The following is a 13,230-nucleotide window of genomic DNA, read 5'->3' as shown; positions in this document are numbered from 1 at the left end:
GCACCTCCCCATGGCCACTCGCGCCCCGATGATCGGGAGCCAACCTATCCTCTCGGGCAGGCCGGGCGAGAACGGCCGCCGGACCGGCGGAACCCGTTCACGGCGGCGGCGCCGTGCTCGAACGCAGGGAGATCGGCTGGGAGAGCAGAACGTGGCGGGGCGGCGTGCCGGGCTCGGCCATTCGCTCGGCCAGCAGGTCGACGGCCCTTTCGGCCATGTCGGTGATAGGGACGTCGGCCGCGGTGAGGGGCGGATGGAACTCCTCGGCCCAGTGCCGCCCCACGACCCCGGTGACGGAGATCTGCCGGGGTATCGCGCGGCCGAGGCGTCGCAGCGCGCGCTCGATGCCGGGCAGGGCCGCCTCGTTCACCGTGACGAGGCCGGTGAGCCCCGGCCGGGCCGCCAGCAGGTCCTCCATACAGGTCTCGCCCGCCGTCGCCTCGTCGGGGCAGCACGACGCGGTCGCGGACAGGGACCGTGCCGCCGCGGCGGCGTTGAACCCGTCCAGGGCACGGCGGGCCGGGCCGTAGCCGGAGTCCAGGAGCTCTCGCGGCCGGTTGATCAAGGCGATCTCGCGATGCCCGAGGTCGGCCAGATGACGCACACAGCTCGCGACGAGCCCGTGGTAGTCCAGATCCACCCAGTATCCGGTCGCGGCGTCCGCGGTGTGGCCGATCGCCACGAAGGGCACACCGGACTCCCGCAGGCGGGCGGCCCTCGCGTCCCGCAGCCGGACCTCCATCAGGATCACGCCGTCGACGCGGCGACCGCGGACCATCCGCTCGAACGAGCGGTCGTGCTCGCCGCCGCTGGGCGACAGCAGCACGTCCAGTTCGCGCCGGCCGGCCGCGGCCACGACATCGGCGACGAAGCCGAGCTGGATCGGGGTCAGCCGCCGCCCGGCGGGCGGGATGACCAGGCCGACGGCACGGGTGCGGCCCTCCGCCAGGGCTCTGGCGGAGGCGTTGGGGCGGTAGCCGACGTCGTCGATGACCTGGAGGATGCGCCGGCGGGTCGCGGCGGAAACGGCGCGCTTGCCGCTCAGGGCGTAGGAGACCGTGCTCCGCGACACGCCCGCCCGCCTGGCGATCTCCCCGATGTTCACCCGTCCCCCGCGGCCGCTCGTCGACGCGATGCCTCGAATCGATTCGACAGCAGGCTATGCAGGCGTCCGCGGTCGTGTCAAAGCCGCCGTATCCGCCGCCGGGTCCGCCGTCTGTGTCCGCCGTTCGTGAGCGGCGGCGAGGATGAGGTAGGCACTGGCCGTCCAGGTGTAGGCGCGGTCGCGCAGCCCCTCGCCGGTGCGCGCGTCGAAGTTCTCCGCGAAGCCGGACCGCTCACAGAGTCCGCGGAAGCGGGCGCTGATCTCGTCGGCCAGCCCGACGTGGCCGGCGCGGCGCAGGCCGTCCTCGATGAGCACGGTCGAAGGGGCCCAGATCGGTCCCCGCCAGTAGCCGTCGTCCTGGTAGTGCTCGGACTCGGGGTGCTCGGTGGCGGGCCCGAACGCGGTCAGATGCGAGGCGATGCCTGCGGCGAGCGCCGTGTGCACCGGCTCGGGGAGCTCGTCGCCGAGCACGATGGGCATGAGGTCGAGCAGGCTGGAGCTGGGCCAGGTGCGCCCCGAGTGCGCGCCGCGGGCGACGAAGCGGTCCCCCGTCCACAGCTCGGCGAGCAGCGCGTCACGCATCCGGTCGGCGGCGCCGGACCAGTGGGCCGCCGCGGCCGGGTCCGGGGCCCGGCGGGCCAGCTCACGCAGCTGCAGGACGAGGAAGGCGGCCAGGTCGGCGGTCTCGACGACGCGTTCGGGGTCGAAGGTCGTGGCGTTGTCCCAGCCGCTGTCGTTGCCGTGCTGGTAGTGCGGCAGTTCACGGCCCGGGACGCGCCGCGCCGTGAGCCAGAAGGTCGTCCAGCGTTCCAGCAGCCGGTAGACCTCCTCAGGCTCGGCCGCCGGCGGGAGGCTGCGCAGGGCCCAGCCGTGGATGGGCGGCTTCACGAAGTTGTAGAGGATCTCCGAGTGGGTGACGGAGTCGGGCAGCGCCCCCGCGTCGTCCTGGTGGTCGAAGGGCAGCCGGAACTGGTCCCAGGCCAGGCCGGGCAGGCCGTCGGCGAGGGCGATGGCGTTGAAGCAGTGGTCCCAGCTCCACACCTTGTCCATCCAGTGCTTGGACATCAGCACGGCGGGCCGGGTGACGAACCCGGCCGGGCGTACGGTCGCCGACCACAGGACGTAGGCGGCCAGCTCGGCCGCGGGCGTCCGGTCGCTGCGCCAGGGCGCGACCGCCGCGGTGAACGCGTCGAACTCCCCCCGCGCCGCCTCGGCCACCTGCTCGAAGGCGTCCGTGCGCGCATAGGGGGCGCGAGCGGTCTCGTACTCCTCGACGGCGATCTCCCACTCGCCGCTCAGGACGACGCCCCGTTCTGCGGTGCCGAGCGCCTGGGCGCCCCGCGCCTCGGCCTGACCGGCGAGCACCGTGACCCGATAGCGGCGGCCGGTCTGGTAGACGGTGAAGACGAACGATCCGTCCGCCGGGTCCTGGTAGAAGTACGGACCGCTGAACGGGGTCAGGACGGGGTCGGCGGCCAGGACGCTCAGCCCGAGGCCCCGGCCGCGCAGCCGCACCGTGTCGGCGTTTTCGTAGGCGAGTTCGATCCGGCCGTCGGCGCGGCTCCAGGTGAGCTGGTGGGGCGTGGCGGTGACGTCGCTCTCGGCGGACGGCGCCAGCCGCAGGATCGGATGCATGCCGGTCTGGTGGGAGACCAGGTGCACGTCCCGGGCGTACGTCTTCTGGGCGACCACCGGCGAGAAGCCGAACCAGGAGCCGCGGTAGCTGAACGGGATTTCCCGCAGGGAGAACACCGGGCCTGAAGCGGCGACGGTCATGAAGAGGGGGTCCCTTCTCGAAAAGGCTCAGTCCTTGACGGCGCCGGCGGTGACGCCTGCGGCGACATAACGCTGGGCGACGATGAGCAGAACGGTGGCCGGGATGGAGGCGACCACGGCGGTGGCCATGATGGCGTTCCACTCCTGGTTGTTGTTGCCGATGTAGTGGTAGATCCCCAGCGTGATCGGCTGATGGGCGCCGCCCTGGTCGAGGGTGGAGGCGAAGACGAAGTCCGACCAGGCCCACAGGAACGCGAACAGGGAGACCGTGATGATCGAATTACGGGAGACCGGCAGCACGATCGAGACGAACGTGCGCATCACCCCGGCGCCGTCCACCCGGGCCGCCTGCAGCAGCTCCTCGGGAATGCCGGACATGAACGCGGTGAGGATCAGCACGGCGAACGGCACCGCGAGGGTGGAGTCGGCCACGATCAGTCCGGGAACGGTGTTGAGCACGCCGGTGGTGAGGAAGATGGCGTAGAAGCCCATCGCCATGATGATCCCCGGGATCATCTGCGCGATCAGCAGCACGAAGCTCAGCACGCCGCCGCCGCGCGGGCGCAGCTTGGCCAGCGAGTACGCGGCCGGCGCGGCGATCAGGAGGGTCAGCGCGACGGTGCCCAGCCCGACGACCAGGCTCACCCCCAGGTAGGGCAACTGCCGCTCCAGCACCGCCCGGTACCCCTCCAGCGTGCCGTGGACGGGGAACCAGTACGGCGGCGACTTGCGCATGTCCTGGTCCCGCGTGAACGACACGTTGACCATCCAGTAGACCGGGAACAGCATCACGGCCGTCAGCGCCAGCCCGACGGCGGTCTTGAGCCGCCTCATGCCGCGGCCTGCCGTCGCTGCACGCGGATGTAGACGAGCCCGAAGGCCAGCGCCATGAGGATCAGCAGATTGCCCACCGCCGCGCCGGGGCCGAAGGAGGGCACGAGGTTGCCGAAGCCCAGCCGGTAGGACCACGTGGCGAACGTGCTGGAGGACCCGCTCGGCCCGCCCTTGGTCATGATCCAGATGATGTCGAACACCTTGAGCGTGTAGACCAGCCCCAGCAGGACGGTGATCGCCGACACGGGACGCAGCAGCGGGAAGGTCACCCGCCAGAACCGCTGCCAGGCACCGGCCCCGTCCAGCGCCGCCGCCTCGTACACCGCCGAGGGGATCGCCTGCAGACCGCTGTAGAGCACGACCAGGTTGAACGGGATACCGATCCAGATGTTCGCGATGATCACCGACCACAGCGACCAGTCGGGTGAGGTCAGCCAGTTGACCGGGCCGGCGCCGGCCCAGCTCAGGGCGGCGTTGACCACGCCGGAGTCGCTGTTGAGCATCCACGACCAGGTCGAGGCGGACACGATCAGCGGCAGCAGCCACGGCACCAGGAACAGCGCGCGCAGTGTGGCGGACAGCCGGAAGTTCCGGCTGAAGAACACGGCCAGGGCGAGCCCGATGGTGAACTGGAAGGCCAGCGACACCACCGTGAACACGATCGTGTGCCACAGCGCCGGGGCGAAGGTGGCGTCGGCGAACACCTTGGCGTAGTTGGCGAATCCGGCGAACGGCGCGTCCCCCTGCACGAACGAGCGCACCGTGTAGTTGCGCAGGCTCAGCTCGACGTTGCGATACAGCGGATAGGCGTAGAAGATCAGCAGGTAGACGACGACGGGGGCGAGGAACGCCCACGCCGCCCACTGCCCCGATCGAGTGCGTGCCGCCCGGCGCTCCCGCCCCTGAGCGGGGACGGGGGCGCGGGCGGTACGCACCGGCGTTCGTGTCACTCGGCTCATGCTCATTACTGGGTCGCGCTCGCCGCCGCCGACTGCGCCGCCGCCATCGCCTCCTGCGGAGCCGTGGAACCGCTCAGCGCCGCCTGCACGGCGCCCCACATCGGCTCGGAGATCTTCGGATACTTCGTGCCGAGGTTGTCGCTGGTGCGGCCCTTGGCCGCCTTGACCGCCGCCACCCACACCTCGAGCTCGGCGTTCTGCTCGACCTGCTTGGCCTGCACCGCTTCCGTCGGCGCGATGTACGACAGCGTGGTCGTGGTCGCCAGTGAGTTTTCGGTGCTGGTCAGGCAGCTCACGAGCTTCTGGGAGGTGGCGTAGCGTGCGGTGTCCGACTGCACCGGGATGCTGACGAACTCGCCGCCGGTCGGGGCGGGGGCGGTGCCGCCGTCCTTGGCGGGGATCGGGATGATGCCGTAGTCGAAGCCGGTCTTCTTGGCGTTGGCCAGCTGCCAGGTGCCGTTCTCGGCGAAGGCGAAGTCCCCGGTCGCGAACTCCTGCCAGCTCGTGGTCTGGGTGTTGTTGATGACCGAGTTGGGCGCGTAGCCCTTCTTGAGCCAGTCGGCCCACAGGGCCACCGCGGAGACACCCTCGGGTGAGTCGAGTTTGGTGAGGTTCGCGCCGGAGCCCCAGAACCAGGGCAGGAACTGGAAGCTGCCCTCCTCGGTGCCGATCGCCGAGAACGTGATGCCCTTCTTGCCCGCCGCCTTCACCTTCTCCAGCGCCGCGGTCAGCGACGCCCAGTCCTTCACCGCGGCCGCGTCCACGCCGGCCTTCTTCAACACCCCCTTGTTGTAATAGAGGGCGAGGGTGTTGGCCCCGATCGGGACCCCGTACGTCTTGCCGCCGAGCTGGCCCGCCGCGAGCAGGTTCGGCGCGATCGACGTGACGTCGAGCTTGTTCTCCTCGGTCGTCGTCAGCACGCCGGCCTCGGCCAGCGTCGAGACCACCGGGTTGTCCACGATCAGCACGTCCGGCGAGTTGCCCTGCTGGGCCGCCAGCAGCGCCTTGTTGGTCAGGTCGCTGGTGTCGTAGCCGGTCCGCTCGACCTTCACCCCCGCCTGGGTGCCGCACGACTCCAGCAGCTTCACCCAGTCGGAGCTCTTGTCGTACTGCGGATACGGATCCCAGATCGTGTAGGTCCCGCCCCCGGCGGCGGCCTGGCTCGCGCCCGCCGAGGGAGCGCCGGTGCCGTCGGACGGCGACGAGCAGGCGGCCAGCCCGGCGGCGGCCGCGAGGACCGCCGCACCCATCCCGGCCGCACGCCGGCCGCTTGACCCTGGTCTCATTGACGTGACCTCCACTGACAGCGTTACGCGCCTGTTTCCGATCGAAGTCGAACCGATTCGGCGAATCGGTTCGCTGACGATAGGCCCGGTCCGTCGCATGCGTCAATGGGATGCGCGGCACGATTTGCGGAGACGTCGGCGTCGGCGTGCTCGGTGCGGCTTCCCGGGCTCGCGGTGCCGTCGTCCGGTGCGGGCCGTGACATGCGCCGGCGCGTGACGACGAGGTGACGATGACGTGCCGGGAGGGTTTCGGGCCCTTGACCGTTTCGCGGCACCCTGCTTATCGTCCAGTCGAATCGATTCGCCGAATCGATTCGACATGTCTTTGATTCAGTCCAGTACTCCCCCCGCGAATGGGACAGCGCATGGCCGTACCCTTGTCCGGGCGAGCACGCAGGCTCGCGCCTCACACCGTTCTCGCCTCCGCCCTCGCGATGACCGCGATCCCCCTCGCCGCCCTACCGGCACTCGCCTCATCGACCCAGAGCGCCGACGCACCGGCGCTCGTCCTCCACTACGACTTCGAAGGCGACCTGTCGAGCGGCGTCATCGAGGACCTCTCCCCCTCCGGCCTCGACGGGGCCCTGGCCAACCCCGGCTCGGCCAAAACCGCCGCGGGTCCCGACGGCACGCAGGCCCTGTCGCTGCCCGGCGGGCCGACCGGCTCGGCGACCGCCCCCTACGTGACGATCCCGAACGGCCTGTTCCGCGACCGCCACGCCATGACCATCTCCACGTGGCTGAAGTGGGCGGGCGGCGCCGACTTCCAGTGGGTCTACAACCTCGGCAAGGACGCCGCGACCGCCACCTTCGTCACCCCGTCCTACGCCGGTGACGCCACCACGAGATCGTCCATCAAGCCGGTCAACGGCAGCGCCGAGGTGGGGGTGCCGGGCGCGCAGAAGCTGCCCACCGGTCAGTGGGTCAACCTCGTCACCACGATCGACGGCAGGACCCTCACCTACTACGTGAACGGCGTGGCCATCGGCAGCACCACCGCCCAGATCGACCTGGCCGCGGTCATGCACTCCGACCGCAACAGCACCTCCGGCTTCCTGGGCAAGGCGTTCTGGGGCGGGCACCCGTTCCTGGCCGGCGACCTGGACGACTTCCGCGTCTACGACGCCGCCATGAACGCCGAGCAGGTCGCGGAGCTCGCCGGAGACCGCAAGGCGGCTCTCACCAAGGTCGAGCAGACCTCCTTCGAGATCACCACCTATCCGGGCACCGCACCGGCGCTGCCCGCGACCGTCAACGCGCAGTTCTCCGACGGCATCCGCCGGGGCGTGCCGGTCACCTGGGAGGCGGTCGACCCGGCCGGGTACGCCAAGCCGGGCCAGTTCACGGTCAAGGGCACCGCGTACGGGACCACCGTCGAGGCCACGGTCAAGGTCGTCGCCAACGACCTGACCATCGACCTCGGCACCGAGACCGGCGCCTTCCACGGCGGCGCGTCCGGCACCCTGTACGGCGTGAACGGCGAGGGCGTGCCGACCTCCAACCTCCTCGAGGGCATGCGGCTGCGCACGGTCGCGACGAAGGCCCAGGACGGCCCGCAGCACCCCGGCGCCGACGCGCTGGAGGTGGTCAAGCCGCTCGCCGACAGCACCGGCGGCGACGTGTACATCTACATGACCGACATCTACCGCGGCTTCCCCTACCAGTGGCCCGGCGACACGCCCGAGGCCAGGCTGGACGACTTCAAGGCCAAGATCGCCAAGCAGGTCGACCAGGTCCTCAAGCTTGACCCGAAATATCAGGACCACATCGTCTTCGTGCCGTTCAACGAGCCTGAGGGCAACATGTTCGGCACCGGCACGTGGAGCTACAACAAGATCAACTGGCTGAGCGACCCCCAGTATTACTTCAAGGCCTGGGACGAGGTCAACGCCCTGATCAAGGGCAAGATGCCGAAGGCCAGGATCGCCGGCCCCAACACCAGTGTCCTGTACGACCAGGTGCAGGGCTTCCTGCGGCACGCCGTGCAGGCGGGGACGGTCCCCGAGGTCATGACCTGGCACGAGCTGGGCGACCCGGCCCGCATCCGCACCAACGTGGCGAAATACCGCCAGTGGGAGCAGGCCATCTTCACGGGCACCCCGTATGAGGGCAGGCAGCTCCCGATCAACCTCGACGAGTACGCCTTCAACTACCACACGTCGGTGCCCGGCCAGATGGTCCAGTGGGCCTCGGCCATCGAGGAGTCGAAGGTCGACGCCGACATCGCGTACTGGAACATCGACGGCAACCTGTCCGACTCGGCCGTGCAGGCCAATCGCGGCAACGGCCAGTGGTGGCTGCTCCACGCCTACGGCCAGATGACCGGCGACACGGTCAAGGTCACTCCGCCGCGGCCGAACGTCAGCTACACCCTGCAGGGCGTCGCGACGCTCGACAAGGCGAAGGCGCAGGCCCGCGCGCTGTTCGGCGGAGCGTCCGGTCTCGTCGGCATCCATTTCGACAACGTGGACACGGCGCTGTTCGGCCGCACGGGGTTCGGGGGCACGGGGTTCGGGGGCACGGGGTTCGGCGGCACGGTGCACGCCCTGATCCAGGAGATCCCGTGGACCGGCCAGATCGGCGACTCCCCGCAGCCGCGCGTCGTCGCCGAGCTCAACCAGAAGGTGACGGACGGCTCGGTGACCTTCGAGTTCGGGTCCGCGCTGCCCGCCTTGAAGGAGTCGTCGGCCTACCAGATCATCCTCACCCCCGGCGAGGGCGGCGCCTCCGGCACTCCGGCGACCACGCTCTGGCAGGCGACGTACGAGGCGGAGGACGCCGGCCACACCGGCGCGGGGTACAGCCGCAACGGTCCCGAGGGGACTCCGTCCGACGTCGGCAAGTTCTACACCTCCGGCGGCTACGACGTCGGCGGGCTGCGCACCGGCTCCGACGTCACGTTGAACTTCCCGGTGTCGGTCCCGCAGGACGGCACGTACGACCTGTCGGTCTTCGCGAACTCGCTGAACACCTACGGCGCGGTTCAGGAGCAGGGCCCGACCAACGTCTTCCTCCGGGTCGACGGCAAGGACGAGCGGGAGCTCCACCTTCCGCTCGGGTACAAGTGGGTGGTCTGGGACCACACCGACACGAAGGTCACGCTGTCCAAGGGCGACCACACGATCACGCTGGCCGCCAGGAGCCTCGACGGCACCCGCGCCACCAAGGGGGACGCGCTCGTCGACAAGATCGACCTGACCCTCGCCAATCCGGCCGCGAGCCAGGCCGTCTACGAGGCGGAGTACGCCACGCTCGACGGAGCGAGCACCGACTACAGCGAGAAGAAGGTGTCCGGCTCCGGCGTGGCCGACCTGCGCAAGGGACAGTCGGCGACGTTCTGGGTCTACTCGCCCGGCGACGGCGAGTCCACGCTCCGCGTCGACCTGCGCGGCGGCGGCAAGGGCACGCTGACCGTCAACGGGCAGGACATCGCCGAGCCGTCCGGGTCCTCCAAGGTCAAGGCATTCCTGTCCGGCGGCGTCAACAAGATCACCTACGTGGCGCGGACGGGCAGGGTGCGGCTGGACCGGCTGCGGGTCGAGAAGACCGAGGGCGCGCTCACGCCGGCCTGGTATGAGGCCGAGTCCGCCCACGTCGCCGGCGCCGCCAAGGTTGCCGCCTATCCGCTGGCGAGCGACGGGAAGGCCGTCACCGACATCGGCGGCGCCCCCGGCAACGCCAACACCCTGACCTTCGACGTCGCCGCCCCCAGGAACGGGACGTACGCACTGACGGTTCGCTACTCCAACCCCGAGCAGTCCCCCGCGTCCCACTACAACCCCGACCCGCTGGCCCGCCACGCCGAGATCTCCGTCAACGGCGCCACACCGCGACGGGCCTGGTTCCCCCACTCGTTCCACGCCGACAACTTCTGGGAGCTGACCATCCCCGTCCAGCTCAAGAAGGGAGCCAACACCGTCGCCTTCGCCTCACGAGAACTGCCGAACTTCGACGGCGACACCTACATCTCCGAGACCTTCCCGGACATCCTGCTCCGATCGAAGTACGCCCCGATCATCGACAAGATCGCGGTAACGCCGATCGCCAAGTAGGCACCGAGTAACACGCCGGGTACACCAGCCGGGCGGGGCCATCGGCCCCGCCCGGCGTTCCCGTCTTCCGCCGGGATTCAGGCCGGGCGGGAGCGGACGCCGTCGAGGGCCATGGCCAGCACCCGCTCACGCTGGTCGTCGTCGACGAACCCGCCTCCGGTGATGCCGGAGATCATCCGCAGGACGTCGTCGAAGGTCACGTCGCCGCGGACCTCCCCGGCCTCCCTCGCCCGGTCGAACAGCGGCTCCCCCGCCTCGTACATGGCGGTCCGGCTTGACCGCATCATCTCCGAGTCGCGGTTGAGCGCCTCGTAGATGGCCCGCTTGGTGGCCGCGTAGTCCACGAACCGGCGCAGCCAGGCGGCCAGCGCCTCCCACGGCGGCAGGTCGGCGACCTGCCCCGCGGCGCGGCACAGCTCGTCGATCTCGTCCAGGTAGACGCTGTCGAACAGGTCCTGCCGCGTGGGGAAGTTGCGGTAGAGCGTGCCGATGCCGACGCCGGCGCGCCGGGCGATGTCCTCCAGCGAGGCCGCCGTGCCGTGTTCGGCGAACGCCTCCCGCGCGGCGGCGAGCAGCGCGTCGAAGTTGCGCCGCGCGTCGGCGCGCTGGGGGCGTCGCACCCTCGTCCGGGGGCCTTCGGCCGCCTTCTCCTTCACCGGTCTTCCTCCCGAAGTTGAACCGGAGGCATACCTCCGCTAATGTGGAGGCACACCTCCACTTTAGCAGGCGGGCATTCGCGTTCGCGTCTTCCCTGCCAACGCCGCCCTGATCGTCGTCTTTGTTTCGCGCCGTCCCGTGGCCGGGCGGCGTCACCGGCGCGCCTCGTCGCGCGGGTTCCTCCTGTCGAAGGATGTTCGATGTCACGCACCACCTCGCCGCAACGGCTGACCTTCCTCGCGCTGGCAGCCGCCACGGCCTCGTTCTCCATGCTGCAGTCCCTGGTCAGCCCCGTGCTGTCCACGATCCAGCACGACCTGCACACCGGCCAGAGCACGGTGACCTGGGTGCTCACCGCCTGGCTGCTGTCCGCGTCCGTCGCCACGCCGCTGATGGGCCGCATCGCCGACATGATCGGCAAGGACCGCACGCTGCTCATCGCGCTGGCCGCCATCGCGCTCGGCTGCGTCGTCGCCGCCGTCGCCCCCAATGTCGGGGTGCTCATCGCCGGACGGATCGTGCAGGGGCTCGGCGGCGCCGTGTTCCCCGTGTCGTTCGGAATCGTGCGCGACGAGTTCCCCGCCACCCGGGTGCCCTCGATGGTCGGCGTCCTTTCCGCCGTCATCGCGGCAGGTGGCGGCGTCGGAATCGTGCTCGCCGGCCCGATCGTCGACGCTCTGGGCTGGCGCTGGCTGTTCTGGATCCCGACGATCATCGTCGTCGCCACCGCGTTCCTGGCATACCGCAACGTTCCCCGGTCCCCGGTGCGCACGCCCGGCCGGGTCAACTGGGCGGCCGCGGCGCTGCTGTCCGGATGGCTGGTGGCACTGCTGGTCCCGCTCACCGAGGCGTCCGCCTGGGGCTGGGGTTCGGCCGCCGTCATCGCGCCGCTCGCCGCCGCCGCGTTGCTGTTCGCCGCATGGATCGCGGTCGAGCTGCGCTCGCGCGACCCACTGATCGACATGCGCATGATGCGGCTGCCGGCCGTCTGGACGACCAACCTGGTGGCGCTGCTGTTCGGCGCCGGCATGTTCGCCTCGTACGCGTTCCTCCCGCAGTTCATGCAGATGCCGGCGGCCGTGACGGGCTACGGGTTCGGGTCGAGCGTGACCGAGGCCGGGCTGCTGATGCTGCCCATGCTCGTCACCATGGCCGTCGCCGGCATGGTGAGCGGCCCGATCTCCCGCGTCGCCGGGGTCAAGGCTCAGCTCGTGTGGGGATGCGCGCTCGGCGCGCTGTCGAGCGCCGGCGTCGCCCTCTGGCACGACCGGCCCTGGCAGCTCGCCGTCGCGACCGCCGTGTTCGGGCTCGGTCTCGGCCTGGCCTACGCCTCGATGACCAACCTGATCGTGCAGAGCGTGCCGGCCGGCCAGACCGCCGTCGCCGGCGGAATGAACACCAACATCCGCACCATCGGCGGCTCCATCGGCACCGCCGTGGTCAGCTCCGTCGTCACCGGTCACCTGCGTCCGGACGGGCTGCCGTACGAGTCGGGCTTCACCACCGCCTTCCTGGTGCTGGCCGTGACCCTGGCGGCCACCGTCGCCGTGGCGCTGCTGGTCCCGGGGGCGCGCCGCCGTACGGCGCCCGCCGTCGAGGCGGCCGAGCCGGTCCCGGCGGGCGCGGCGCGCTGAACATCGTGGAAAGGAGACAACACATCATGCGGAGGACATGGCTCATCACCGGTGCGTCCCGGGGCCTGGGACACGCTCTGGCCCGGGAGGTGCTCGAACGCGGCGACCGCCTCGTGGCCACCGCCCGCCGGCCGGAACCGCTGGACGACCTCGTCCGGGCCCACGGCGACCGGGCACGCGCCGTCGCACTGGACGTCACCCACGCCGCGGCGGCGCAGCGGGCCGTAGGGCTGGCCGTCGAGGAGTTCGGCTCGCTGGACGTGCTGGTGAACAACGCGGGGTACGCGAACTCCGCACCCATCGAGGAGACCTCCGACGAGGACTTCCGGGCACAGTTCGAGACCAACCTGTTCGGCGTCGTCACCATGACCAAAGCCGCGCTGCCGGTGCTGCGCGCGCAGCGGTCCGGTCACATCCTGCAGATCGGCTCCGTGGGCGGCCGGGTCGGGGGCAGGCCTGGGCTCGGCGCCTACCAGGCGGCCAAGTTCGCCGTCGAGGGGTTCTCCGAGGTGCTGAACAGCGAGGTCCGGCCGCTGGGGATCACCGTCGTCATCGTCGAGCCCGGCGGGTTCCGTACGGACTGGGGCGGCTCGTCGATGCGCATCCCGCCGGTGGGACCCGACTACGAGCAGACCGTCGGCCGGGTCAACGCCTATCGGCGAGCGGTGGACGGCACCCAGCCGGGCGACCCCCGGCGGGCGGCCAGGGTGATCGCCGGGCTGGTCGACGTGGACGATCCGCCGCTGCGGCTCCTGCTCGGCTCCGACGCGCTGCGCATGGCCGAGCAGGCGTCCCGCTCCCGCGCGGCCGAGGCGGAGCGCTGGGCCGCCGTCAGCCGTTCGACGGACTTCGACGGGGTTGTGGGGCTGACCGAGGAGCCGGTCGCCCGCCTCCTCGCGCACGGCGCGCGGTGACGGCCCCCGGCCC

Annotated in this window: 9 protein-coding genes; 3 read left to right on the top strand and 6 right to left on the bottom strand. The window is 70.8% G+C overall.

The features are described 5' to 3' along the window. Positions 1-97 precede the first annotated feature (97 nt). Genes FH610_RS00535 through FH610_RS00515 form a run of 5 tightly spaced genes read right to left on the bottom strand, consistent with a single transcriptional unit; the run spans position 98 to position 5,960 of the window. Positions 98-1,105: a LacI family DNA-binding transcriptional regulator gene (locus FH610_RS00535; RefSeq protein WP_139572145.1), complete on the bottom strand. Its 1,008-nt coding sequence runs from the start codon at positions 1,103-1,105 to the stop codon at positions 98-100. Positions 1,106-1,159: 54 nt separating this feature from the next. Next, positions 1,160-2,881 carry an amylo-alpha-1,6-glucosidase gene (locus FH610_RS00530; RefSeq protein ID WP_139572144.1) on the bottom strand — a complete coding sequence of 574 codons (1,722 nt, stop codon included), beginning with the start codon at positions 2,879-2,881 and terminating at the stop codon, positions 1,160-1,162. A gap of 27 nt (positions 2,882-2,908) precedes the next feature. Next, complete coding sequence (locus tag FH610_RS00525) at positions 2,909-3,715, bottom strand: carbohydrate ABC transporter permease (protein ID WP_139572143.1); 807 nt, start codon at positions 3,713-3,715, stop codon at positions 2,909-2,911. Next, positions 3,712-4,665 carry a carbohydrate ABC transporter permease gene (locus FH610_RS00520; protein WP_240808672.1) on the bottom strand — a complete coding sequence of 318 codons (954 nt, stop codon included), beginning with the start codon at positions 4,663-4,665 and terminating at the stop codon, positions 3,712-3,714. The genes FH610_RS00525 and FH610_RS00520 overlap by 4 nt, the downstream gene beginning before the upstream one ends. A gap of 14 nt (positions 4,666-4,679) precedes the next feature. Beyond that, positions 4,680-5,960, bottom strand: coding sequence for a sugar ABC transporter substrate-binding protein (locus FH610_RS00515; RefSeq protein ID WP_139572141.1), 1,281 nt, complete (start codon positions 5,958-5,960; stop codon positions 4,680-4,682). 365 nt (positions 5,961-6,325) lie between these two features. On the opposite strand from FH610_RS00515, the gene FH610_RS00510 reads away from it, so the two are divergent. Continuing rightward, positions 6,326-10,012 (top strand): LamG-like jellyroll fold domain-containing protein, encoded by a 3,687-nt coding sequence (locus tag FH610_RS00510; RefSeq protein ID WP_139572140.1) that lies wholly within the window; start codon positions 6,326-6,328, stop codon positions 10,010-10,012. Positions 10,013-10,089: 77 nt separating this feature from the next. Here the strand turns inward: FH610_RS00510 and FH610_RS00505 are convergent, their stop codons facing one another. Beyond that, the gene (locus tag FH610_RS00505) at positions 10,090-10,668 is read right to left on the bottom strand and encodes a TetR/AcrR family transcriptional regulator (protein WP_139572139.1); all 579 of its coding nucleotides are present in this window, start codon (positions 10,666-10,668) and stop codon (positions 10,090-10,092) included. Positions 10,669-10,869: 201 nt separating this feature from the next. Between FH610_RS00505 and FH610_RS00500 the strand changes: the two genes are divergently transcribed. Together FH610_RS00500 and FH610_RS00495 are read left to right on the top strand one after the other, a co-directional pair. Next, a complete protein-coding gene (locus tag FH610_RS00500; protein ID WP_139572138.1) occupies positions 10,870-12,303 on the top strand; it encodes an MFS transporter in 1,434 nt (477 codons plus the stop codon). Between the two features lie 26 nt (positions 12,304-12,329). Further along, positions 12,330-13,217, top strand: coding sequence for an oxidoreductase (locus tag FH610_RS00495; protein WP_139572137.1), 888 nt, complete (start codon positions 12,330-12,332; stop codon positions 13,215-13,217). The last annotated feature ends 13 nt before the right edge of the window (positions 13,218-13,230 follow it).

Origin of the sequence: Microbispora catharanthi, assembly GCF_006334915.2 — a bacterium.
Taxonomy (GTDB): domain Bacteria; phylum Actinomycetota; class Actinomycetes; order Streptosporangiales; family Streptosporangiaceae; genus Microbispora; species Microbispora catharanthi.
This window is presented reverse-complemented; position numbering and strand designations above follow the sequence as displayed.

Excerpts from the sequence above, each read along its gene's own strand:
- FH610_RS00510 (WP_139572140.1), top strand. The coding sequence starts at position 6,326 with ATGGCCGTACCCTTGTCCGGGCGAGCACGCAGGCTCGCGCCTCACACC.
- FH610_RS00515 (WP_139572141.1), bottom strand. The coding sequence starts at position 5,960 with ATGAGACCAGGGTCAAGCGGCCGGCGTGCGGCCGGGATGGGTGCGGCG.
- FH610_RS00525 (WP_139572143.1), bottom strand. The coding sequence starts at position 3,715 with ATGAGGCGGCTCAAGACCGCCGTCGGGCTGGCGCTGACGGCCGTGATG.
- FH610_RS00530 (WP_139572144.1), bottom strand. The coding sequence starts at position 2,881 with ATGACCGTCGCCGCTTCAGGCCCGGTGTTCTCCCTGCGGGAAATCCCG.
- FH610_RS00495 (WP_139572137.1), top strand. The coding sequence starts at position 12,330 with ATGCGGAGGACATGGCTCATCACCGGTGCGTCCCGGGGCCTGGGACAC.
- FH610_RS00500 (WP_139572138.1), top strand. The coding sequence starts at position 10,870 with ATGTCACGCACCACCTCGCCGCAACGGCTGACCTTCCTCGCGCTGGCA.